This is a genomic window from Mesorhizobium sp. 131-3-5 (genome assembly GCF_016756575.1).
In the GTDB taxonomy this organism is placed as follows: domain Bacteria; phylum Pseudomonadota; class Alphaproteobacteria; order Rhizobiales; family Rhizobiaceae; genus Mesorhizobium; species Mesorhizobium jarvisii.
This window is the reverse complement of the sequence record NZ_AP023254.1, coordinates 4,246,114-4,269,462: the sequence shown is the minus strand read 5'-3', so window position 1 is coordinate 4,269,462 and position 23,349 is coordinate 4,246,114. Positions and strand designations below refer to the sequence as shown.

Here is a 23,349-nt window from a genome sequence, read left to right as displayed (position 1 = left end):
TTGGCATTGAAAGGCGCGTTTCGCAGTGCAACATTAGGCCTTGGCCCAATCTGGCACGCACCTCCTAAAATGCGGTGGCGAATACGCGCATTGCGGTGATTTCGACGTGTCGCTCTGCAGAATTTGCCTTTGCCGGCATGAGGAAACAACAAGGAGTTTGCAATGACCGAAGCTGCGAAAAAACTGGATGTGGGCGGCGCGAACCAAGAGGCTACCGCAACGCTTCAATTCGCCGGCAAGACCCATGAATTCAAGGTGCGAAGCGGCTCCGTCGGACCCGACGTCATCGACATCGCCTCGCTCTACAGCACGACCGGCGCCTTCACCTACGACCCCGGCTTCACTTCGACGGCAAGCTGTGAGTCCGAGATCACCTTCATCGACGGCGACGCCGGTATTCTCCTCCACCGCGGCTATCCGATCGACCAGCTGGCCGAACACGGCGACTTCCTCGAAGTCTGCTATCTCCTGCTCTACGGCGAACTGCCGACCAAGGCGCAGAAGGACGATTTCGACTACCGCGTGACGCGCCACACCATGGTGCACGAGCAAATGTCGCGCTTCTTCACCGGCTTCCGCCGCGACGCGCACCCGATGGCGGTGATGTGCGGCGTGGTGGGCGCGCTGTCGGCCTTCTATCACGACTCCACCGACATCTCCGACCCCTACCAGCGCATGGTGGCGTCGATGCGCCTGATCGCCAAGATGCCGACGATCGCGGCCATGGCCTACAAGTACCACATCGGCCAGCCCTTCATTTACCCGAAGAACGATCTCGGTTTCGCGGCAAACTTCCTGCATATGTGCTTTGCGGTGCCATGCGAGGAGTACAAGATCAACCCGGTGCTGGCGCGCGCCATGGAGCGCATCTTCATCCTGCACGCCGATCACGAGCAGAATGCCTCCACCTCGACGGTTCGCCTCGCCGGCTCGTCGGGCGCCAACCCGTTCGCCTGCATCGCCGCCGGCATCGCTTGCCTGTGGGGCCCGGCCCATGGCGGCGCCAATGAAGCGGCGCTCAACATGCTGGGCGAGATCGGCCATGTCGATCACATCCCGGAATTCATCGCCCGCGCCAAGGACAAAAACGACCCGTTCCGGCTGATGGGCTTTGGTCACCGCGTTTACAAGAACTACGATCCTCGCGCGAAAATCATGCAGAAAACGGCGCACGAGGTGCTGGGCGAACTCGGCATCAAGGACGATCCGCTGCTCGACATCGCGATGGAACTGGAAAAGATCGCGCTGACCGACCCCTATTTCATCGAGAAGAAGCTCTACCCGAATGTCGATTTCTATTCCGGCATCACGCTGAAGGCGCTGGGCTTCCCCACCACCATGTTCACCGTGCTGTTTGCGGTCGCACGCACCGTCGGCTGGATCGCGCAGTGGAAGGAGATGATCGAGGATCCGCGCCAGAAGATCGGCCGCCCGCGCCAGCTCTACACCGGTGCGCCGGAGCGCGACTACGTGCCGATCGCCAAGCGCTGACCGAAGCTCCCGTGATTAAAGAAAGGCGCCTCTCAGGGCGCCTTTTTTATATGGCGCAGCACAACGCCCGCCGCGATCTCACCCGACGGCTTGTCTGTCGCCATGCGCCGCGCAATCTCCGCAAAGCCGTCCTTCTGCCAGGCGCGCATGCCGCTGTCGGCAAACAACGCTTCCAGTTGGCGAGCCAGATTGTTCGGCTTGACGTACTCGTTGTAGAACTCTGGGATGAGCGCGCGATCCGAGATGAGATTGGGCAGCAGCGCCGACCAGACCGAAACAAGATACGGCGCAACGGCACGGGCGACCGGATCGAGCCTGTAGGACGACACCATCGGCACACCAGCCAAAGCCAGTTCCAGCGACACGGTCCCCGATGCGATCAGCGCGGCATCGGCCTTGCCGAAAGCCTGCCATTTGCGTTGCGGATCAACGATGATTTCGGGTTTTTCGTCCCAACGATTGACCGAGGATTTGACGAGATCGGCGACATGCGGAACCGTCGGCAGCAGCAGTCGCAGCCGCTGCCCGCGCGCGCGCAGCATCGACACGGTGTCGCCGAATGGTTCGATCAGTCGCCGTACCTCGCCGCGCCGCGAGCCCGGCAGGACGAGCAATGTCTTGATCCGGTCCTGGGCAAGATCGCGCGGCAAGGCCTGCGCCTTCTGGGCGGCAAGCACGCCCGCATCATGCGTCAGGCGATGCCCGACATAGGTGCCCGGCGGGCCGCCCAGCCGGTCGAGTTCCTTCACCTCGAACGGCAGGATGCAGAGGATATGGTCGACATAGGGCTTCATCGCCACCGCCCTGCCCGGCCGCCAGGCCCAGACGCTCGGGCAGACATAATGGATGATCGGTATCGACGGATTGGCTGCCCGCACCTTCCTGGCGACGCGCAAGGAAAAGTCCGGACTGTCGATGGTGACCAGGCAGTCCGGCTTTTCTTCGGCGATGGTTTTGGCCAGTTGGCCGATCCGCCTGATGAGGCGCGGCAGGTCGCGCAGGACGGCGCTGAAACCCATCAGCGCGATCTCACCGGCATCGAAGGGCGACACCAGGCCCAATTCGCCGAGATGCCGGCCGCCGAGGCCGACGAGCCGCACCTCGCGACCTGTTATCTGACGGAGCGAACGCACGATGTCGGCGCCGAGCAGGTCACCCGATTCCTCGCCGGCGACGATCGCGATCTTCAACGCCCTGTCAGCCATGTGCAGGCTCCGCTGCGGCCAGGCCGACGATGAACAGACCAAGTTCATTGGCGCGCGACAGGGTTGCGGGGCCTTCGAGGATCAGTGAGCGCCCCGCTTCGACGGCAATGCCGGCAAGCCCGGCCGCATGTGCCGCTTCGACCGTCTGCGGCCCGATGGATGGAAGGTCCGCGCGCAGTTCCTGGCCAGGCTTGGCACATTTGACCAGGACACCGCGGGTCTTGCCGGCGATGCGGCCGTGGCCACGCAGCAGTTTGGCGCGGTCGAGCAATCCGGCCGTACCCTCGATGCCCTCGAGCGCAATGGCCCGGCCGCCGACCGCGATCGCCGCCTGGCCGATATCCAGCGCCCCAATGGCCTTCGCCGCGGCAAAGCCTGCCTCGATGTCGCGCCAATCCGATTTCTGCGGCACCGCTTTGGTCAAGACCCCTTCGGCGGCGACCAGGCTCGGCACGATTTCGTGGGCGCCCATGACCTTTATCCCTCGGGCCTCGAGACCGCGCGCCACCACCTTCAACAGGCCATCGTCGCCACGCGCCAGCGCCATGACGACAATTGGTATCACCGCCAGCAGGCTAAGGCTTGGGCGCAGATGCGTCAGCCTTGGCCGGCGCTTGATCTCGCCGGCAAGCACCAGATGGGTAATCCGGTGGCGTTTGAGCAAAGGAATAAGCGAGCCGATCGCCTCCAGCGCAAGGGTCTCATGCTCGTACCGGCACAATTCCGGCAGACGGTCGGCTTCGCCCTCCATGAGGACGATGAAGGGCGGATAACCTTGCCCGGCCGAGCCCGCCGCGACTTCGACCGGAAGACTGCCGCCGCCTGCGATGATGCCGACCCTGGCGTCTGGCGGGAGATCAAGACCGGCGGAAGCGGCCTCAGTCTTCATCGTCGGTATCGTCGCCATCGCTGCCTTTTAGCGATGGCACTGCATAGTGCCGCTTGCCGCGACTGCTGATGAAGTCGACGATCTTCATGGCGGTCGGCGAAGAGGCGAACTCGGCCTTGGCGAATTCGATGTTCTCGCCAACGGTGCGAGAGCGGTCGAAAATCGTCCTGTAGGCTTTGCGCAACAGATAGATTTCGGAACGCGGCAGACCGGCGCGCTTGAGGCCGATGATGTTCAAACCGCGCAAGCTGGCGCGGTTGCCGACGGCAATGGCATAGGGAATGACGTCACCAACGAAGGCCGAGCACCCGCCAAGAAAGGCATTGTCGCCGACACGCACGAATTGATGAACGGCACTGAGGCCGCCTATATAGACGTTGTCGCCAATCTCGCAGTGGCCGCCCAGCGTCGCGCCATTGGCGAAGGTGGCGTTCTTGCCGACAACGCAATCATGGGCAATGTGGGCGTAGGCAAGGAAATTGCCATTGTCGCCCACTGTCGTTTCGCCGCGGCTGGTGTCGGTCCCGACATGCATCGTGACGCCTTCCCGGATGGTGCAGTTGGCGCCGATGACCAGCGTCGTGCGGCCGCCCTTGTGTTTGGTGTTCTGCGGCGGTGCGCCCAATGTCGCCATCGGATAGACCTTGGTCGAGGCGCCGATGGTGGTCGCGCCCATGACGGAGACATGGCTGACCAGTTCGACACCATCGCCGATCACGGCATCGGCGCTGATATGGCAGAACGGCCCTATGCGCACACCCTGACCGATTTGAGCGCCCTCTTCCACGACGGAGGAAGGATGGATTGAAGTCTTGATTTTCATAAGCACTCGATCGTCAGTCGCCGGTGACCATCATGGCTGAAATCTCGGCCTCGGCCGCCTTGGTGCCATCGACCAGGGCTTCGCAGGCGAATTTGAGCAGGTTGCCGCGCTTCTTGATTTTCTTGACGTGAATCTTCAACTGGTCGCCGGGAACGACCGGTTTGCGGAATTTGGCATTGTCGATGGTCAGGAAATAGACCAGCGACGGCTTCGACGCCCCAAGGCTGCGGATGCAGATGGCGCCTGCCGTCTGCGCCATGGCCTCGACGATCAGCACGCCCGGCATCACCGGCTGCTCCGGGAAATGCCCCTGAAAATGCGGCTCGTTGATGGTGACGTTCTTGATGCCGACGGCGGAATCGTCGCCATCGATGTCGACGATGCGGTCGATCATCAGGAAGGGATAGCGGTGCGGCAGGAGCTTCATCAGCCCCAGTATGTCGACCGCTTCCAGCGTCGTCGCCGCCACCATATCAGCCATTGTCCTTGCCCTGCTTGCGTGCCCTGGCCATCGTGCGCAACATGGCTATCTCCCGCATGGCTTCCGCCATCGGCTGTGCCGGATAACCGCCCCAGATCTCGCCGGCGGGAACATTGCTCATAAATCCACTTCTGGCGGCAAGCTTGGCTCCTGAGCCGATGGTCAAGTGATCCGCGAGCCCGACGCCGCCGCCCATCGTAACGTTGTCACCCACGACCACGGAACCGGAAATACCTGAAAGCCCGGCCACTATGCAATTGCGGCCGATGCGGACGTTATGGGCGATCTGCACGAGATTGTCGATCTTGGTGCCCTGACCGATGATCGTATCGGACATGGCGCCGCGATCGACGGTGGAATTGGAACCGATCTCGACATCGTCCTGGATGACGACCCGTCCGATCTGGGGAACGCGTTCTGGACCCTTGGCACCGCCGACAAAGCCGAAGCCGTCCTGGCCGATCCTGGCGCCGCCGTGGATGATGACCCGATTGCCGATCAGCGCATACTGGATGCTGGCGCCCGGGCCGACATAGCCGTCACGGCCGATCTGGCAGGATTGTCCAATAACCGCGTTTGGCGCGATGACGGTGCCCTTGCCGATCGAGACGCCTGGCCCGATGACCACACCTGCCTCGATAATGGCGCCGGCTTCGATATGCGCGGTCGGATCGATATGGGCATGCGGTGAAATACCGGTCTCACTGGTCATTGGACCCGGCGTGGCAGCTGTCGGAAACAGCAGTCGGCCGACCAGGGCGAATGCCTGTTGCGGACGCGGATGGACCAAAACGGCGACGCTGGACGGCGCCTTGTTGGCGAATTCCGCCGGACACAGCACCGCGGCTGCCCGCAATGACGGCATCAGCGCGGAATTACGCCTGCCGTCGACGAAGACGAGCGCATTGGCACCGCCCTCGTGGGCCGGCGCCAGTGCCTCGATCGAAACGTCGGATTGGCCGGAATCGACTAGCACCGAGCCGGTCAGATTCGCGACTTCGGCCGCCGTATACCGGCGTGATGGCGCGAAGAACACCGGATCGGTCATTCCAGAAGCTATATCCAGCTAGGTCGGAACATTTCTCCCGGATCCAAAAAATCCAGGAACATCGTTTGCCGCCGATCAGAAGCGGGTCGATATGCCGAAGTTGAATTCCTGCACGTCGTCGCTCGCTTCCTTCCTGACCGGGATCGCATAGTCGATACGGATCGGACCGAACGGCGAAGCCCACATCAGGCCGAGACCGACCGAGGCGCGCAATTTCATGCCGGTAGAATCTGGATTGACCAGCCCACTGGAAAGCTTGCTGCCATATAGCGTCGCCGCATCTGCGAACACCGCGCCACGCAGGCCGAAGCTCTCCGGAACAACCGGCAACGGGAACTGCGCTTCGGCCGACGCGTTGAAGTAGGTCGTACCCCCGAGATGGTCACCGCTTGTACCGGAAGCGACCGGACCGATACCACCGTAAGCAAAGCCGCGGATCATGCGGTCGGTGCTCTGGAAGTGATCGAACACGCGCAGGTCGCCGTCACTACCATAACCTTGGACGTGACCAGCGCCACCTGAAATCAGCCCTACCAGATCAAGCTGTTCCGACAGCGTCTGGTAGATGCTGCCCCGCCCAGTGACCTTCACGAACTTAGCATCACCACCTAGACCGGCAACTTCCACCGTCGTGTTGGCGTAGATACCCTCATGCGGGTTCTTCATGTCGTCGATGGTGTTGTAGACCAACCCCAGGCTGACCGACGACTTGATCCACGGACTTTGGTGTTCTATCGCATCCAGGATGGCTGCGGAAATGTTGCAGTTACCTTGCGGTATGGCATCCGTGGGACTGCAACTGTCGTCGACCTTATACTTCTCCTGAGAGATATTGTACGCCAGTTGTGTCGTGATGCTGTTGGTGATCGGCAGCCCGAAGCGCACCGTCGCACCCGTGGTATCGCTGTCGTAGTTGCTGTTGTACTGCCTCGTCGACTTGTAGATGTCGAAGCCGGCGGCGATGCGTCGACCGAGGAAATACGGCTCGGTGAACGATACGGCGTAGTCGCGTGAATTTTTGCCGCCGCCCGCCGACAGCTTGATGAACTGGCCTCGGCCGAGGAAGTTGCGCTCGGTGATCGAGCCTTCGACGGACGGGCCTGCCGTGTCACCGCCGGTCGAATAGCCGGCGCCAACGGAGAATTCACCCGTCGATTTCTCGACCACGTCGACCACAAGCACCACCTGATCGGGCTGCGAGCCGGGCACACTCGAGATTTCGACTTTGTCAAAATAATTCAGGTCTTCCAGGCGCTTCTTCGCGCGTTGGATGAGCACCTGGTTGAACGCATCGCCTTCGCTGACATCGAATTCGCGACGGATGACATAGTCACGCGTACGGTCGTTGCCGCGGATCTCGATGCGCTCGATATAGGCCTTGGTACCCTGGTCGACCGTATAGACCACCGAAATCGTATGGTTCTCGAAATTGCGGTCGCCGCGCGGCGTCACCTGCGCGAAGGCATAGCCTGAACCGGCCACCTTCTCGGTGAGAGCGATGATGGAGTCCTCGACATCCTTGGCGTTGTAGACATCGCCCTTGTGGGTCTCGACCACCGATTCCAGCGACTTGGAGTCGACTTCCGGGATCGTGCTTTCGACGCTGATATCGCCGAAATTATAGCGTTCGCCTTCCTGGACGGTGATGGTGACCGTGTATTTGTTCGTCGCATTGTCGAGTTCGCCGACGGCCGACACGACCTGGAAATCGGCGTAGCCGTGATTGTAGTAGAAGCGGCGCAGCAGCTCCTGGTCGGCGCGCAGCTTGTCCTCGTCATAGACGTCGTCGCGCAGGATGAACGACACCCAGGATGAGCGTTTGGTGTTGATCACGTCCGACAAACGACGGCTCGAATAGGCACTGTTGCCGACGAAATTGATCGCCGCGATCTGCGTGCGGTCGCCTTCGGTGATGTGGAACACCACGTTCACGCGGTTGTCGCCGAGTTCCATGATCTGCGTGGTCACGCCGGCATCATCGCGGCCGATGCGCCTGTAGGCGGCCTTCACGGCCTCGACGTCGGAATCGAGCGTCGCTTGCGAGAATGTGCCGCGCGGCTTCAGCTGAACCGCCGCCTCAAGCGCATTGTCCTTGAGCTTCTTGTTGCCCTGGAACAACACCTGGTTGACGACCTTGTACTCGGCAACCTTGACCACCAGCGTCGAGCCGACCTGATTGATCTGGACGTCCGAGAACAGGCCAGTGCCGAACAGCGCCTTGACGGCCGCATCCACATCGGAACTGGAGAAGGCCTTGCCCGGCTTGATGGTGATGTAATTGCGGATGGTATCGGCGTCGACACGCTGGTTGCCGCTCACCTCCACCCTGCTGACGACAGCGGCTTCAGCCGCCGATGTGGCAACGAATTGTACTGCGAGCGCACCTGGCACGACCAGAGCGGCGGACAGTGCCGCCGCTGACGCGGCGCTCAGAAACTTGGATGCTGCCTTCATCGGGCTTAATAACCTTTTCTCGTAGTCCCCACGGCGAGAAAACCGGACGTGCGGTAATTTCCCCTACCGTATTAACCGGATTTTCCCTACACGCAAGGCTTCTGGTTAATTTGTATTTACTTAACCCTGGTGCGTGGCTTTCGCGTCACTCATATCCCCGCGCATGGTAAACGGCGTCTCAACATCGACCATGCCAAAGCCAAATTTCTTCATGATTTCAGCATCCAAACAGATCGTTCCAGAACACGAAACCCATGAAGCACAAGACCAGGAGCAGACCGGCCCGATAGGCCATTTCCATCATCCGTTCCGACACCGGCCGGCGAATGACGGCCTCCACCCCGTAGAACAACAGATGGCCGCCGTCGAGGGGGGGAATCGGCAAAAGGTTTAGAAAACCTATGCCAATAGAGAGCAGTGCGACGAGCTGCACGAGCCATTCGAAACCGAGTTTCGCCGCCTTGCCGGCCATGTCCGCGATCTTGACGGGACCGCCCAACTGGCACTTGTCCTCGCGCCCGACGGCGAAACGCTGCAAGAACTGGCCGGTGCGCTCGATGACGTGGCCTGTTTCCTCAACTGCCGCCGCAACCGCCCCGACCGGTGTGTAGGTGATGAGACGCGGCTGACCGAGTTCCTTGTTGTTGACGACGCCGATCACCGCGACCTTGACCTTGTTGCCGAGCGCGTCTTGCTGCTCCATCAACTGCGGCGTCGCGGTCACCGTGACTTCCTTGCCGTCGCGCAGCATGACAAAGGTGATGGTATCGCCGGCGCGGCCCGAGACCAGCCGCTGCACATCGCCAAAGGTTTCGACCTTGCTGCCGTCAACACTGACGAATCGATCGCCAGGCTGGATGCCGGCCTTTGCCGCCGGACTGTCCGCTGTGACTTCCGCCACCATGGGCTCTGCGACATAACGCCCATAGGAGGCAAACAGCACGGAAAAGACGACGATCGCCAGCAGGAAATTGAACAGGGGCCCGGCCACCACGGTCGCCGCTCGCTTCCAGATGGCCTGTGTGTGGAAGGCAACCTTGCGCTCCTCGTCGGTCAGCGTTTCGAGATCTTCCGAGGTGGGCTGGCTGGAGGTGGCGTTCATGTCGCCGACAAATTTGACATAGCCGCCAAGTGGAATGGCGCAAAGCTTCCAGCGCGTGCCATGCCGGTCGTTGAAGCCGATGAGTTCGGGACCGAAGCCGATCGAGAAGGCCTTGACCCCGATGCCGCACCAGCGGCCGACGAGGTAGTGGCCCATCTCGTGGACGAACACCACCACGGTCAGCACGAAGAGAAACGGCACGAGCGTGCCGAGAAAAAAGCCTTCGGTGCTGAAAAACGCGTGAAGAATCCCGTTCAACTCATGCCCTCAAATTCTTCCGCTGTCGCGGTGACTGTGACATCAATCCAGGCGAATCCAAGGCACGCCCGCACCAGATCGTGAAACGACACCGTTCAAATCGGAAACAGCCCCTGCGCCGGATGATCGGCGCCCGCCGAAATCCAGCCAATGACGTATAGAGCAAGAGCCGCCGCGACAAGCCCGTCGACACGGTCCATGACGCCGCCATGGCCTGGAATGAGCACGCCCGAATCCTTGCGGCCATGCCGCCGTTTGACCCAGGATTCGAACAGGTCTCCAGCCTGGGCGATAATCGAAAGCACAAGCGCCACGAAGCCAAGCAGCGCCAGGTTGCCGGCACCGGCGACTGCTGCCAGCATGACCCCGGCGACAACGCCACCGACAGCGCCGCCGACCGCGCCGCTGCGCGTCTTGCCGGGCGAAATCGACGGCGCCAGTTTGGGACCACCGACGGCGCGCCCGACGAAATAGGCAAAAATGTCGGTCGCCCAGACCACCGCGAACAGGAACAGGATGGCGACGAGGCCCGGATGGTCGCCATCGCGCAACAACCCAAGCGACAGGCCGGACACGCTGGCATAGGCAAGACCGCTTGCCTCCCACTGCCCGGCCTTGCGAACCAGGGCGGCAATCGCCGTAACGGCGATCAGAATCACGACAAGCAGCAGCAGCCACGGTGCGGCAAGCCCGACAATCAAGGCGCCGATGAAAACGACGACCAGCGCCTCGGGCAGGAAGCCTAGCCCATTGGCCGCGGCGGGCCGCGACATGCGTGTCCACTCGTAGAAGATCATCGCCGACATGGCCGCGCACAGCAGTCGGAATGGCAGGCCGCCAAGCCAGGTCAGGCCAAGGGCGATGACGGCAAGCACGACCGCTGAAATGACGCGGAGCTGAAGGTTGCTCATCCCGCGGCCGGTCGCGAAGCGACGTCTTGCGGGCCCAATCCGCCGAAACGGCGCTCGCGGCCGGCAAATTCGCGCAACGCCTCGGCAAGGTGTTCGCGGCTGAAGTCAGGCCAATAGCAAGGCAGGAAGACGAGTTCGCTGTAGGCGGCCTGCCACAAGAGGAAGTTGGACAGGCGAAGCTCGCCGCTGGTGCGTATGACCAGTTCCGGATCGGGAATGCCTTGGGTGTCGAGACAGCCGGCAAAGCTCTCTGCGGTGATCGATTCGGCGTCGATTTCGCCGCGCGCCGCGGCCGAGGCAAGCTTGCGCGCCGTGCGAACGATCTCGTCGCGCCCGCCATAGTTGAAGGCGATCACCAGCGTCAGGGACTCGTTACGGGCGGTGAGCGATTCGGCCTCTTCGAGCAACCCTCGGATGTCGGCCTGCAGCCCTGCCCTGTCTCCGATGATCCTGACCCGTACGCCGCTCTGGTGCAGTTCGGCGAGATCACGGCGGATGAACAGCTTCAATAGCCCCATCAGGTCGCTGACCTCGGCCTTCGGCCGCGACCAGTTCTCCGACGAGAACGCATAGACGGTCAGGAACGAGATGCCGAGATCGGGCGCCGCACGCACCGTCTTGCGCAGTGCCTCGACGCCTGCGCGATGACCGGCGAGCCGAGGCATGCCGCGCGCCTTGGCCCAGCGTCCATTTCCATCCATGATGATCGCGACGTGCGCGGGCGTTGTCATGATCTCGCTTTCGGGTCAGCCGGCCGCCAACCCTAAACCTGCATGATTTCAGCTTCCTTGTCGGAAAGCAGATGATCGATGGTGCTGATCGTTTCGTCTGTAAGCTTCTGGACCTGATCCGAACGTTTACGCTGATCATCCTCGCTGATAACGCCGTCCTTCTCGGCCTTCTTCAGGAAGTCCATGCCGTCGCGGCGCACATGGCGCGCGGCGACACGGGCATTCTCGGCATAGCCGTGCGAGATCTTGACCAGTTCCTTGCGGCGCTGCTCGTTGAGCTCCGGCAGCGGAATCCTCAGATTGGTGCCGTCGACGATGGGGTTGAAACCCAGGTTGGATTCGCGGATGGCGCGATCGACGGCGCCGACCATCGACTTGTCCCAGATCGACACCGAGATCATGCGCGGCTCCGGCACCGTGACGTTGGCGACCTGGTTGATCGGCATGGTGGTGCCGTAGGCTTGCACCTGGATGGCATCGAGCAGATTGCTGGAGGCGCGGCCGGTCCGTAGCGAAGCCAGGTCATGCTTGAACGCGGCGATTGCCCCATCCATGCGCCGCTTGAGATCGTCGTACTCACCACTCATCCTAGTCTCCTCGACCCGTCTGCTGCGGGTTCACTGCTTCGGGGCAAGGCCCCGTTCGAGCCTGATTTTCGAAAAGCCGGTTTCCCCTTTGTCGGGATCAGGCCCGGGATCAATCGTCCGCGACGACCGTGCAGCGGCCGCCGCCCCTCAGAATATCGCCGAAACCACCTTTTTCGTGGATCGAATAGACGATTATCGGAATGTTGTTTTCGCGCGCAAGTGCAATCGCAGCCGTATCCATGATGGAAAGGCCTCGATTTATGACTTCGGCATGGCTGATGCGCTCGAAACGCGTCGCTTTCGGATCCTTTTTCGGGTCGGCAGAATAGACGCCGTCGACCTGCGTGCCCTTGAACAACGCATCGGCGCCGATTTCGGCCGCGCGCAGTGCCGCCGCCGAATCAGTGGTGAAGAACGGATTGCCGGTGCCGCCGGCAAAGATCACCACCTTGCCCTGGTTCATGTAGGCGGTGGCCTGGCGCTGTGAAAAGCTTTCGCACAACTCCGGCATGGCGATCGCGGACAGCACCACGGCGTCGACGCCGATCTTGTTCAGCGAGGTGCGCAACGCCAGCGAATTGATGACCGTGGCAAGCATGCCCATGTGGTCGCCGGTGACCCGGTCCCCGCCCTTGGAGGCGACGGCCACGCCGCGAAAGATATTGCCGCCGCCGATGACGACGCCGACCTCGATGCCCAGAGCGCGGGCCTCGGCGATGTCGGCGGCGATGCGATCCACGACGGAGACATCGATGCCGAAATGCTGTTCGCCCATCAACGCTTCGCCCGACGCTTTCAGCAAGACACGTCGGTAGAGGGGCTTCACCGTCATCTGGTCCTCGTCATTTTTGTATGTGGTCACGCCTGGGCTGGCCGCCCTCGCGCAGGCGTCGCGCCCCGAACATTGGCACGATGCCGAGTTCCGATACACGAAGGGCGCCGCGATGTCACGCGGCGCCCGACCGGCAAATTGGTGGCAGCCTGCCGGATCGATCAGCCGGCGGACACGCTGGCTGGCTCGCCCTCGACAAGCACCGGCAATGCGTAGCCGGAGGGCTTGTCGCCGGTCGCAGCGCCGCCTGTGACGCGCGCCTGTATCTGCGGCCCAAAATAGGAATAGGGGAACGGCGTCGGCGTTCTGCTGACCGAATCCAGCCGGTCGCGAAGCGCTGCCGGAATCTCGAAGTCCAGCGCGCCAAGATTGTCCTGTATCTGGGCCAGCGTGGTCGCACCGAGGATGACTGTTGCGATCCCCGGCTGCGTCGCCACCCAGTTGAGCGCGACCTGTGGCATGCTGCGGCCGAGCTCGGATGCAACCTTCTCGAGTTCGGTCACGATGGCCCAGTTGCGCTCCGTGAATTTCTGGAAGCCCGGATGCGTCGAATTGCGGAACCCGTCGAGCCGGCCCACATTTCCGGCCTGGGCCGGCCGATACTTGCCGCTGAGCAGCCCGCTGGCCAGCGGGCTCCAGACCATGATGCCGGCGCCATGGCGCGTGCCGAAAGGCACGAACTCGTTCTCGATCGCGCGTTCGGCCAGGGAGTATTCGAGTTGCAGGGCCGAAACCGGCTCATACCCGCGCAGTTCGGCGATCGCCTGCGCGCGCCCCGCATACCAGGCCGGCACATCGGACAGGCCGACATGGCGCACCTTGCCCATCCGCACCAGGTCATCCAGCGTACGCATGACCTCTTCGGCCGGCGTCAGCCTGTCCCACACATGCATGAGATAGAGATCGATATAGTCGGTGCCCAGCCGGTTCAGCGAGGCATCGACCGCCCGCATGATGTTCTTGCGGCCGTTGCCGCCGGCATTCGGATTGCCCGGCTGCATGTTCATGGTGAACTTGCTGGCGATCACCGCGGTGTCACGCAAGCCCTGCTCGGCGATGAATTCCCCAAGCCAGGCTTCGGCCGTGCCGCCGGTGTAGAGGTCCGCCGTGTCGAAGAAATTGCCGCCCGCCTCGACATAGGCGTCGAACATCGCCCGGGCTGTGTTCCTGTCGGCTCCCCACCCCCATTCCTTGCCGAAAGTCATCGTGCCCAGAGCGAGCCGGCTGACCCTGAGGCCGCTGTTGCCGAGCGTGTAATAGGTCATGGTCATGATCGTCTTCCAATGCTTGCTGGTGAATGCCGCGGTGTCACTGGCCCGCCGTGTCATTGCCCGGCGTTGCCTTGACCCAAACGTTGCCGCGCTCATGCGTCATGTGGAACGCGAAGCCGTCGACCTTCCAGCCGGCGGTGGAGCGCGTCAGGTGATGCTCATAGGTGCCCCAGACTTCCCAAAGCGGGTCGCCATTGCCCTCCATCCGGTTCCAGGCATAGCCGTTCGAGCGGACCGTCGCCGTGTTCGCCTCGAGAACGACCTGATGATTTGTGCGCAGATGCAGGCTTGTCTTGCCGCCCTTGAGGTTGCCGGCCCAGGCGCCGATCAGGTCGTCGGAGGCGATGTTGGCCGCCTGCTGCCCGGACAGGCTGCTGAAATCGGCGGTAACCCGATCCGCGAAATAACTGCGCGCCAGTTTCCAGTCCTGCGCGTCGACGGCGCGGTCGATGGCGTCGGCGATCCGGATGACCGCGCGTTCGTCCGCAAGTGCCTGCCAGCCGGAGGGTTCCGCCCCGCCGGCATCGATCGGCGCCAGCGCCATGCCTGCCGCGAACGTCACGTGCTTCAACGCATTCATGTCTCTTCTCCTTGATGCAACCAGCCAATTGCCAATGTGTGGGCGCCGGTGCGTTGGCGACAATGTGGACCCCGGCGGAGGCATCGATAAGATTGCATTGTTCGCAAAGACCATGCGATATTGCTCATGAATGGATCGCGATCTCCTCATACATCTGCCTGTGATCGTTGCCGTTGCCCGGCGTGGCGGCTTCGCGCTCGCGGCGGCCGAACTCGGCATGAGCCCGTCGGCGGTCAGTCACGCCGTACGGCTGGTCGAGGAGCGTATCGGCCAGCCCTTGTTCGCGCGCACGACGCGCAGTGTTTCGCTGACTGAGGCCGGCAAGGCGCTGGTGGAGACCGCGGCCCCTGCCCTTCAGGATATCGGCGAGCGGATCGATCGAATCCGCAGCGTCAAGGGCAGGCCGTCCGGCCTGCTCAGGATCAACGCCTCCACCATCGCGATTCCATTGGCGGTGACGCCTGTGGTCGCGGCGATGGCCGAGCGCTATCCGGACGTTACGGTGGAGATTTTCGCCGATCAGGGACTGGTCGACATCGTAGGCGAAGGTTTTGACGCTGGCATCCGGCTGGGCGAGATGATCGCGCAGGACATGGTGGCCGTGCGGCTCACGCCTCCGTTCAGAACCATCATCGTCGCCTCTCCTGCCTATATCGGACGCCACGGCCGTCCGCGCAGCGTGGCCGATCTCGCCAACCACAATTGCATCGGCTACCGGCTCGTCCGCTCCGGCGCCCTCTATCGCTGGGATCTGACCGAAGACGGCAAGGATGTCGTCATGGAGGCCGGCGGTACGGCCATCGTCACGGATTCGCTCGCCGCGATTGACCTGGCGCTTGCCGGAGTGGGCCTTGCCTATATGTTCGAGCCGCTGGCGCGCGCCGATCTTGTAGCCGGCCGCCTGGTGCAGGTTCTGCCGCAATCGGCAATCGAGGAACCTGGCCTTTTCCTCTACTTCCCGCGCCGGGCGGCGATGGCGCCGAAACTGCGGGCCTTTATCGACACCGCACAAGAAATCGGCCGGACATCCCTGCGGACATCCGGCCGAAAAACGCTTTCGGAATAAAGCGGTGGGAAGTTTACTTCTTGACCGCCGCGGCGACTTCCGCCGCGAAATCAGTCGCTTCCTTCTCGATGCCTTCGCCGAGCGCGAAGCGCAGATAGGCGGTGATCTTGGCCGGCGCGCCGATTTCCTTCTCGGCATCCTTCAGCGCCTTCTCGACGGTGATGTCGGGATTGAGCACGAAGGCCTGCTTCAGGAGCACGACTTCCTCGTAGAACTTGCGCAGGCGGCCCTCGACCATCTTTTCGATGATCGCTTCCGGCTTGCCGGACTGGCGCGCCTGATCGGAGAAGATCGCCTTCTCACGCTCTACCGCTGCCGGATCGATCTGCTCCGCCGTCAACGCCATCGGGTTGGTGGCGGCGACATGCATGGCGACCTGGCGGGCAAAGGCGTTGGCGGCATGTTCATTGCCCGTGGTCTCGATCGCGACCAGCACGCCGAGCTTGCCGAGGTTGTCGGCAACCGAATTATGGACATAGGTCGCCACGGCACCATGCGGCACCGTGAGCTTCGCCGAGCGGCGGAAGCTGATATTCTCACCGATGGTGCCCACAGCGTCCTTGATCACCTCGGTGACAGTCTTGTCCGAGCCGGGATACTTGGCGGCAGCCACCGCCTCGGTCGTGCCGTAGGCGAGCGCCACCTTGGCGATGTTGCGGACGAGCTCCTGAAACTGCTCGTTGCGGGCCACAAAGTCAGTCTCGGAGTTGACCTCAACAATGGCAGCTTCGCGCACGCCGGCATCGACGCCGATCAGGCCTTCGGCCGCGGTGCGGCCGGCCTTCTTGTCAGCCTTGGAGATGCCCTTCTTGCGCAGCCAGTCGACGGCTTCTTCCATGTTGCCGTTCGTCTCGTTCAACGCCGCCTTGCAGTCCATCATGCCCGCGCCGGTCAAGTCGCGGAGTTCTTTGACCTGTGCAGCCGAAATGCTCATTGTCGCCTCTTTGTTTTAAATGCACCGACGCACCACCGGTACTCGATGATGCGTCCGTTTAGCGTGCCAAAATATTAGAAAGATGAAGGCCGGAACCGGCCCTCGCCGTTTTACGCCTGCGGGGTCTCGGTCGACGGAGCCGGATCGAGCGCCGGCTCGACCGGGGCTTCGATCGAAGCGCCGATGTCGACGCCGAGCGCGCCCTGCTGACGGGCGATGCCGTCGATCGCAGCCTTGGCGATCAGGTCGCAATAGAGCTGGATGGCGCGCGCTGCGTCGTCATTGCCAGGGATCGGGAAGTCGATCTTGTCCGGATCGCAGTTCGAATCGATGATGGCGACGACCGGGATGCCGAGACGCTTGGCCTCCAGGATGGCGATCGCTTCCTTGTTGGTGTCGATCACGAACATCAGGTCGGGCGTCGAGCCCATGTCCTTGATGCCGCCCAGCGCCTTGTCGAGCTTTTCGCGCTCGCGGTCGAGGTTCAGGCGCTCCTTCTTGGTGAGGCCCTGGGCCTCGCCGGCCAGCATCTCGTCGAGCTTGCGCAGGCGCTGGATCGAATTCGAGATCGTCTTCCAGTTGGTCAGCATGCCGCCGAGCCAACGCGAATTGACATAGTACTGGGCCGAACGCTGCGCCGCATCGGCGACGATGTCGGACGCCTGGCGCTTGGTGCCGACGAACAGCACGCGGCCGCCCTTGGCGACGGTGTCGGAAACCTGCTTCAGCGCCTGGTGCAGCAAAGGCACCGTCTGCGAGAGGTCGATGATGTGGATGTTGTTGCGAGCGCCGTAGATGTAGGGCGCCATCTTCGGGTTCCAGCGATGGGTCTGGTGGCCGAAGTGAATGCCAGCTTCCAAAAGCTGGCGCATGCTGAAATCAGGCAGAGCCATTCTTATTTTCCTTTCCGGTTAGCCTCCACGGACACAGGCATTTTTGGACTTTGTCCTCGAACGCCACCGGAGGTTTCAGCCGGATTTCTCCCGGGCAGACACCAAAGTCCGTGTGTGGAATGAGCGCGCATATAGAGGGGAAGCGCGACAAACGCAAGCGGGGTAGCGTTTTCCCGCTCAGCGTGCGGCAATCAGCGCGCCGGTGCCGATCATGGCGCTGCCGGCAAACCGGTTCATCAGCCGCATGCGCTTCGGTGTCCTGAACCAGCCCGAAGCCCGGCCCGCAAGCGCTGCATAGACCCCCATGGTCAGGATGTTGACGCTGATGACGGTGGCCACCACCAGAAGGCCATCGACAAGGGTCAGCGTGTCGAGATTGAGGATCAGCGGCATGATCGAGGCGTGGAACAGGATCGCCTTGGGGTTGCCCAGCGCAATGGACGCGCCAAGGAAAAAGGACCGGGACAATCTCGCCTCGGCCGTCCGCGGCTCATTCGATTGCGAGGCCGAGGCGCGCCACATCCTGATGCCGAGAAAGATCAGATAGGCGGCGCCGGCATATTTCAGCAGGAGAAAGATCCATTCGAAGGTTTGCGCCAGCGCCACCAGCCCGAGCAGCGCCAGGGTGACCAGCACGGCGTCGCCGGCGGCGACCCCGACGCCGGCCATGAAGGCACGGAGGAAACCGCGCGACACACCATTGGTGATGACCGTGAACATCGCTGGCCCCGGCGTGGCCGCAGCAAGTGTGACAGCGGCGCAATAGGCCAGAAATGCTGTTGGTGTCATGACCGGGCCTTTCCATTGGGCACCCGCACGCGCCGGAAGATCGCGACGATCTCCTCGCGGCTGCATTCGATGGCGCCGAGCCGCACCGCGCGGTCGCGCTCGAAGCCGGTTATGTCATAATGCGGGGCCGATGTCTTGGGCGGTCCCTGGTAGGACGAACGCTTGACGCCAAGCGCGGCGGCGAAGCGATGCAGCTCGTTGGTGTCGTCGGCCATCAGGTGGCACCAGCGATGGCCGGCCCACTTCCAGATCGCCGCATCGACGTAGACCGCCATCAAGCCCGCCGCGGCCAGCTCAATTGCGCAACTCTGCTACTTCGATACCGCGCAAGGCTTTGTCTGGTCGAACAGCGAAAGATTGACCAGCTTGCCGGTCATCGAGAAGTCGCCATAGTCCATGGTGAGATCGCGGGTGATGCCGTTCTCGTGCAGCTTGAAGCTGATCCGGTATTCCGGCACTTCCTCGCCGTTCTGGGCGCTGTCGTCGAAATAGGCGATGTCGACCGGCCAGTACTTGTCGGTGGCGAGTTTGGCCAGCGCCGGAGCCTCCGGATCGACCTTGTCGGCTTCGGTCTTCTTGCCGACGACAACAGTGGTCGCCATCACCTTATTGGCGTCCTCCGAGCCGTCGAACAGGTTCGTCTGGTAGAAATTCTCGCCTTTCTCGGCCTTGCCGATCAGTTCGACCAGATGCTGGGTCGGAAACTGGGTGGCGGCGAGTTCCAGGCTGTTCTTCTCGGGCTTGTCGATATCGACCTTGAGGCCCTTGGCGTCTTTCGTGGCGATGCCCTTGACCTCCTTGTCGAGGTTCTGGTCGACAAAGGATTTGGTCACGAAGGAAAAAGTCTTGCCTTCGGCATCTTCGAAAGTCGTCGTCTGCTGGTCCGTCAGCTTCGTGCCCTCGGCGGTAACGATCTGGGTGACGAAGCGAAATTTCACCGTATAACCTTCGCACGCCGAACCGTTGAATTCGTAGACCATGCGACCGGATATACCTGTTATGCCGGAGCGGTCGGAGGCCTTTTTGAGGGTAAGGTCATACACGGCGCGATGCGCCTGCAGCGCCGGTACGGCGAAGGCGGGGACTATCGGGAACACCGCCGATAACAGAACGGCGTGGAATGCGAGGCGCGCTGCGCGCATGAGGTACTCCGATCGTCGCGGCTGATGGCAGGCCGCAGGGAAAGATGGTCCAGCTTAAAAAAAGTCGTGGCGGAAGCGAGGCAAAAATAGCAATTTCGGCCCCGCCAGCGCGGCGCCTTCCAGCAATAGGGAAAAGCAATGAGTGAAACAATCGAAAAGCGGCTAAGTGATCTCGGCGTGACGCTTCCAGTCGCCGCCGCACCTGCCGCCAACTACGTTCCCTACTGCAGGTCGGGCAATCTGCTGTTCACCGCCGGGCAATTGCCGCTCAAGGACGGCAAGCTGCAGGCGAGCGGCCTGCTCGGCCGCGACGTCGACACGGCAAGCGGCAAGGACGCGGCGAGATACTGCGCGATCAACATTCTGGCGCAAGCCAAGGCTGCGCTCGGCGACCTGGAGAAGATCAGCCGGCTGGTGAAGATCACCGTCTTCGTCGCCTCTGCCCCCGACTTTGTCGAACAGCATCTGGTTGCCAACGGCGCTTCCGATTTCCTGGTCGCCGCCCTTGGCGAGCGCGGCAAACACGCCCGCTCCGCCGTCGGCACTGCCTCCCTGCCACTTAATGCCGCAGTGGAAATCGAAGCCATCTTCGAAGTCGAATGAACGAAGGCCTGACATGACCGATCTATCCTGGCTAACCGCCCGGCCCGTTGCCCATCGCGGCTTCCACGACATGAACAAGACGCGCTGGGAAAACACGCTTTCCGCCTTCACGGCCGCGGCCGAACGGGGCTACGCCATCGAATGCGACGTGCATCTGTCGTCGGACGGCGTTCCCGTCATCATCCATGATGACGACCTGAAAAGACTGACTGGAGAGGACGGTTTCGTCTGGCAGCGCAGCGCGGCCGAACTGACCGCGCTCAAGGTTGGCGCCACATCCGACCGCGTGCCGACGCTGCAGGAAGCGCTCGACCTCGTCGACGGCCGCGTGCCCATGGTCGTCGAGCTGAAAGGGGTTCCCGGCCGCGATGAAGGCCTGGTGGCAAGTGTCGGCAGGATGCTCAAGCGCTACAAGGGCAAGGCGGCGATCATGTCGTTCGATCACTGGCTGATCCGTGACTTCCCGAAACATGCACCCGGCATTCCCGCCGGCTTGACCGCCTACGGCAAGGACCTCAAGCTGATCGAGGCGCATTTTTCCATGCTGGCGCATGAGCTATCCTTCACCTCCTACGCCGCCGGCGACCTGCCGAACCCGTTCGTCAGTTTCGTGCGTGAAAAGCTCAAAATGCCTGTCATCACCTGGACGGTGCATGATCAGCCCGCGATCGACCTGACCTTCAAATACGCCGATCAGATGACATTCGAAGGGTTCGAACCCGAGCTGGTCAAAGTCGCTTGAGCGGAGTGTCTGAAACGTGACTTGTAGCGCCCCGGATGGAGCTTAAATAAGCCTCATGGATCAGGGCGACGATGGCGACGGGCAAACTGCAAATGCGGACTATTCGATCCGTATCGCCGCGGGCATCGGCGCGTTCACCTGCGATGAGTGGAACGGCTTTGCCGGCACCACGCGCGGCGATGCGGAAAACGGCTATAATCCGCTCGTTTCATTCGCTTTTTTAAGCGCGTTGGAGGATTCCGGCTGCGCCGTGCGGCGCACCGGCTGGCAGGGACATCATTTGCGGTTGGAGACCGCGCAAGGCAGGCTGCTGGGCGCCGTCCCCTGCTATCTCAAATCGCACAGCCAGGGCGAATATGTGTTCGACCACGGCTGGTCTGACGCCTTCGAGCGCGCAGGCGGCCGCTATTATCCGAAACTGCAATGCGCCGTGCCGTTTACGCCGGTCACCGGCCCTCGCCTGCTGGTCGGCAAAGGCGAGGATCCGGATGCGGTGAGGGCCGGGCTTGCCGCCGGCCTCAAAATGGTGACCGACAAGCTCGGCGTGTCCTCGGCGCATGTCACCTTCGCGCAGGAGAACGATGTCGCGACGCTCGAGGCCGCCGGTTTCCTGCACCGCACCGACCAGCAATTCCACTTCTTCAACGAAGGTTTTTCGACCTATGACGACTTCCTCGCCACGCTTGCCTCGCGCAAGCGCAAGGCGATGAAGAAGGAGCGGCGCGAGGCGCTTGCCGATGGCATCACCATCGACTGGCTGACCGGCAAGGACCTGACGGAAAAGGCCTGGGACGACTTCTTCGCCTTCTACATGGACACCGGCAGCCGCAAATGGGGCCGCCCCTACCTGAACCGCCAGTTCTTCTCGCTGATCGGCGAACGCATGGCGGATGACATCCTGCTGGTGATGGCCAGGCGCAACGGTCGCTACATCGCCGGGGCCATCAATTTCATCGGCTCGGACGCGCTCTACGGCCGCAACTGGGGCTGCATCGAGGATCATCCCTTCCTGCATTTCGAGGTCTGCTACCACCAGGCCATCGACTTCGCCATCGAACGCAAGCTGAAGGTGGTGGAGGCGGGCGCGCAGGGAGAACATAAGCTGGCGCGCGGCTACCGGCCGGTGACGATGCATTCCGCGCACTACATTTCGCACCCCGGCCTGCGCAATGCGGTGGCCGACTATCTCCAGCGCGAGCGGCGCGAAGTGGAGCGGATGAGCGATTATCTCGAAGAACACACGCCGTTTCGCAAGGATCTCGAGGAGTAGCACGCCTTCTGGCATGGCCGATCTCGCCTGATCGTACCGCCACATCGTCTTGCCGCTCCGGAAGAGCTTCGCTACACGGGACGCGAGGCACAATCCGGAGCGTTCGCCATGACTGAGGCCGCCTACGACACCAACAACATCTTCGCAAAGATCCTGCGCGGCGAAATCCCTTCGCACCGCGTCTACGAAGATGACGCCGTCGTCGCCTTCATGGATGTGATGCCGCAAGGACCCGGCCATACGCTGGTTGTGCCAAAAACCCCGTCGCGCAACCTGCTCGACGCCAATCCGTCGACCTTCGGCCCGCTTTTTACCGTCGTCCAGAAAGTGGCGCTGGCAGTCAAGAAGGCGCTCGATGCCGACGGCGTCACCATCCTGCAGTTCAACGAGCCGGCCTCCGGCCAGACCGTCTATCACTTGCACGTCCATATCATCCCGCGCTTCGACGGCATCCCGTTGAAGCCGCATAGCGGTGAGATGGAGAAACCCGAAGTGCTGGCCGGGAACGCCGAGAAAATACGGGCGGCGCTGGGAAGCTGAGCCGAACTTCGTTTCGGGGGCAGGAGAAAGTCTAGCTAGCGGCTTGAGCCAAGCGCTCGATCGCACCCGGCTGAGCGCCATCACGCAGGCGCTGGCGGATTGCTTGTGCGCACTGTTCAGGGCTGAGGACCGAGGTATCGACCTCGAGATCATATATGCCCGGCCGGTGCACCGCTTCTTGCCACATACGCACCGGCAAAGGCGTGGGATCGTCCGAAGAGCCGGTGACATAACCCCGGCCCGCCTCGCTGGCGGCTCGCCTTTCCATGATGATTTCAATCGGACAGCGAACGCCGACGAACAGCGCCGGCAGGCCGGCGAGACGGCGCGCGCAATCGGCCAGGCAATCGAGCGGCTTCGAATAGGCATCGTGATGGCCGACGTCCGTCACGACGTTCAGCCCCAGCCGGCTGTGCACCGCGACCGATTCGTAGAGGGCGGCATAAAGGTGCGGCACGAAGACTTCGAGGTCGGGACGTTCGCCTCCAGGTCGCAACCCTATTCCCGGGCGAAGTCGCGGCGGTATGATCTGGGCATAGCTGTCGACACCCAGATTCATCCATGCGCCATCGAAGCTTTCCTGAATGGCGCGAGCGATGCTCGATTTTCCCGACCGCGGCGCGCCGTTGAGGATGACGATCTGGCCTGGCATAGCCACCCCATTGCTCAAAAATGAAAAAGCCCCGTTGCCGGGGCTTTTTCGAGTG

At 62.3% G+C, this 23,349-nt stretch carries 25 protein-coding genes; 6 read left to right on the top strand and 19 right to left on the bottom strand.

The window, feature by feature from the left end; genetic code table 11:
- Nucleotides 1-162 precede the first annotated feature (162 nt).
- Nucleotides 163-1,491 (top strand): citrate synthase, encoded by a 1,329-nt coding sequence (gene gltA, locus JG747_RS20770; protein WP_019858188.1) that lies wholly within the window; start codon nt 163-165, stop codon nt 1,489-1,491.
- 32 nt (nt 1,492-1,523) lie between these two features.
- Here the strand turns inward: gltA and lpxB are convergent, their stop codons facing one another.
- From lpxB to JG747_RS20705, 13 genes are all read right to left on the bottom strand, one after another.
- On the bottom strand, nt 1,524-2,696 hold the full coding sequence (gene lpxB / locus JG747_RS20765; protein ID WP_202359926.1) for a lipid-A-disaccharide synthase: 1,173 nt from the start codon (nt 2,694-2,696) through the stop codon (nt 1,524-1,526).
- Nucleotides 2,689-3,603, bottom strand: coding sequence for an LpxI family protein (locus JG747_RS20760; protein WP_064985505.1), 915 nt, complete (start codon nt 3,601-3,603; stop codon nt 2,689-2,691). The genes lpxB and JG747_RS20760 overlap by 8 nt, the downstream gene beginning before the upstream one ends.
- On the bottom strand, nt 3,575-4,408 hold the full coding sequence (gene lpxA / locus JG747_RS20755; protein WP_202359925.1) for an acyl-ACP--UDP-N-acetylglucosamine O-acyltransferase: 834 nt from the start codon (nt 4,406-4,408) through the stop codon (nt 3,575-3,577). Before lpxA ends, JG747_RS20760 begins: the two co-directional genes overlap by 29 nt.
- A gap of 13 nt (nt 4,409-4,421) precedes the next feature.
- The gene (gene fabZ / locus JG747_RS20750) at nt 4,422-4,889 is read right to left on the bottom strand and encodes a 3-hydroxyacyl-ACP dehydratase FabZ (RefSeq protein ID WP_020628878.1); all 468 of its coding nucleotides are present in this window, start codon (nt 4,887-4,889) and stop codon (nt 4,422-4,424) included.
- Entirely contained in the window at nt 4,882-5,937 is a 1,056-nt protein-coding gene (gene lpxD, locus JG747_RS20745) for a UDP-3-O-(3-hydroxymyristoyl)glucosamine N-acyltransferase (protein WP_019858194.1), read from the bottom strand. The genes fabZ and lpxD overlap by 8 nt, the downstream gene beginning before the upstream one ends.
- A 75-nt stretch (nt 5,938-6,012) precedes the next feature.
- Nucleotides 6,013-8,391, bottom strand: coding sequence for an outer membrane protein assembly factor BamA (gene bamA / locus JG747_RS20740; protein WP_202359924.1), 2,379 nt, complete (start codon nt 8,389-8,391; stop codon nt 6,013-6,015).
- A gap of 217 nt (nt 8,392-8,608) precedes the next feature.
- A complete protein-coding gene (gene rseP / locus JG747_RS20735; protein ID WP_202359923.1) occupies nt 8,609-9,751 on the bottom strand; it encodes an RIP metalloprotease RseP in 1,143 nt (380 codons plus the stop codon).
- Between the two features lie 95 nt (nt 9,752-9,846).
- Nucleotides 9,847-10,662: a phosphatidate cytidylyltransferase gene (locus JG747_RS20730; protein WP_202359922.1), complete on the bottom strand. Its 816-nt coding sequence runs from the start codon at nt 10,660-10,662 to the stop codon at nt 9,847-9,849.
- The gene (locus JG747_RS20725) at nt 10,659-11,393 is read right to left on the bottom strand and encodes an isoprenyl transferase (RefSeq protein ID WP_019858199.1); all 735 of its coding nucleotides are present in this window, start codon (nt 11,391-11,393) and stop codon (nt 10,659-10,661) included. The genes JG747_RS20730 and JG747_RS20725 overlap by 4 nt, the downstream gene beginning before the upstream one ends.
- 32 nt (nt 11,394-11,425) lie before the next feature.
- Nucleotides 11,426-11,980, bottom strand: a complete 555-nt coding sequence (frr, locus tag JG747_RS20720) for a ribosome recycling factor (protein ID WP_010909550.1) — start codon at nt 11,978-11,980, stop codon at nt 11,426-11,428.
- Nucleotides 11,981-12,089: 109 nt separating this feature from the next.
- Entirely contained in the window at nt 12,090-12,812 is a 723-nt protein-coding gene (gene pyrH / locus JG747_RS20715; protein ID WP_038646872.1) for a UMP kinase, read from the bottom strand.
- Nucleotides 12,813-12,973: 161 nt separating this feature from the next.
- On the bottom strand, nt 12,974-14,083 hold the full coding sequence (locus tag JG747_RS20710; RefSeq protein ID WP_202359921.1) for an aldo/keto reductase: 1,110 nt from the start codon (nt 14,081-14,083) through the stop codon (nt 12,974-12,976).
- 37 nt (nt 14,084-14,120) lie between these two features.
- A complete protein-coding gene (locus tag JG747_RS20705) occupies nt 14,121-14,663 on the bottom strand; it encodes a nuclear transport factor 2 family protein (RefSeq protein ID WP_202359920.1) in 543 nt (180 codons plus the stop codon).
- Between the two features lie 130 nt (nt 14,664-14,793).
- Between JG747_RS20705 and JG747_RS20700 the strand changes: the two genes are divergently transcribed.
- Nucleotides 14,794-15,729: a LysR family transcriptional regulator gene (locus JG747_RS20700; RefSeq protein WP_202359919.1), complete on the top strand. Its 936-nt coding sequence runs from the start codon at nt 14,794-14,796 to the stop codon at nt 15,727-15,729.
- A gap of 13 nt (nt 15,730-15,742) precedes the next feature.
- Here JG747_RS20700 and tsf read toward each other — a convergent pair whose 3' ends face one another.
- The 5 genes from tsf to JG747_RS20675 all read right to left on the bottom strand — a co-directional run bounded on the left by tsf (nt 15,743) and on the right by JG747_RS20675 (nt 19,487).
- Complete coding sequence (gene tsf / locus JG747_RS20695; protein WP_202359918.1) at nt 15,743-16,663, bottom strand: translation elongation factor Ts; 921 nt, start codon at nt 16,661-16,663, stop codon at nt 15,743-15,745.
- 110 nt (nt 16,664-16,773) lie between these two features.
- Nucleotides 16,774-17,556, bottom strand: a complete 783-nt coding sequence (gene rpsB / locus JG747_RS20690; protein ID WP_064985515.1) for a 30S ribosomal protein S2 — start codon at nt 17,554-17,556, stop codon at nt 16,774-16,776.
- Nucleotides 17,557-17,733: 177 nt separating this feature from the next.
- Nucleotides 17,734-18,345 carry a LysE family translocator gene (locus JG747_RS20685; RefSeq protein ID WP_019858209.1) on the bottom strand — a complete coding sequence of 204 codons (612 nt, stop codon included), beginning with the start codon at nt 18,343-18,345 and terminating at the stop codon, nt 17,734-17,736.
- Entirely contained in the window at nt 18,342-18,620 is a 279-nt protein-coding gene (locus tag JG747_RS20680; protein ID WP_202359917.1) for a DUF4031 domain-containing protein, read from the bottom strand. Before JG747_RS20680 ends, JG747_RS20685 begins: the two co-directional genes overlap by 4 nt.
- 36 nt (nt 18,621-18,656) lie before the next feature.
- A complete protein-coding gene (locus tag JG747_RS20675) occupies nt 18,657-19,487 on the bottom strand; it encodes a cell envelope integrity EipB family protein (RefSeq protein ID WP_038646882.1) in 831 nt (276 codons plus the stop codon).
- Between the two features lie 138 nt (nt 19,488-19,625).
- On the opposite strand from JG747_RS20675, the gene JG747_RS20670 reads away from it, so the two are divergent.
- The 4 genes from JG747_RS20670 to JG747_RS20655 all read left to right on the top strand — a co-directional run bounded on the left by JG747_RS20670 (nt 19,626) and on the right by JG747_RS20655 (nt 22,642).
- A complete protein-coding gene (locus JG747_RS20670; protein WP_038646884.1) occupies nt 19,626-20,090 on the top strand; it encodes a RidA family protein in 465 nt (154 codons plus the stop codon).
- A 13-nt stretch (nt 20,091-20,103) separates the two neighbouring features.
- Nucleotides 20,104-20,832 (top strand): glycerophosphodiester phosphodiesterase, encoded by a 729-nt coding sequence (locus JG747_RS20665; RefSeq protein WP_038646886.1) that lies wholly within the window; start codon nt 20,104-20,106, stop codon nt 20,830-20,832.
- A gap of 55 nt (nt 20,833-20,887) precedes the next feature.
- Nucleotides 20,888-22,102 (top strand): GNAT family N-acetyltransferase, encoded by a 1,215-nt coding sequence (locus JG747_RS20660; RefSeq protein WP_038646888.1) that lies wholly within the window; start codon nt 20,888-20,890, stop codon nt 22,100-22,102.
- Between the two features lie 108 nt (nt 22,103-22,210).
- On the top strand, nt 22,211-22,642 hold the full coding sequence (locus tag JG747_RS20655; protein ID WP_038646890.1) for an HIT family protein: 432 nt from the start codon (nt 22,211-22,213) through the stop codon (nt 22,640-22,642).
- A 31-nt stretch (nt 22,643-22,673) separates the two neighbouring features.
- Here JG747_RS20655 and JG747_RS20650 read toward each other — a convergent pair whose 3' ends face one another.
- Nucleotides 22,674-23,294 carry a chloramphenicol phosphotransferase CPT family protein gene (locus JG747_RS20650; RefSeq protein ID WP_202359916.1) on the bottom strand — a complete coding sequence of 207 codons (621 nt, stop codon included), beginning with the start codon at nt 23,292-23,294 and terminating at the stop codon, nt 22,674-22,676.
- Between the last annotated feature and the right edge of the window lie 55 nt (nt 23,295-23,349).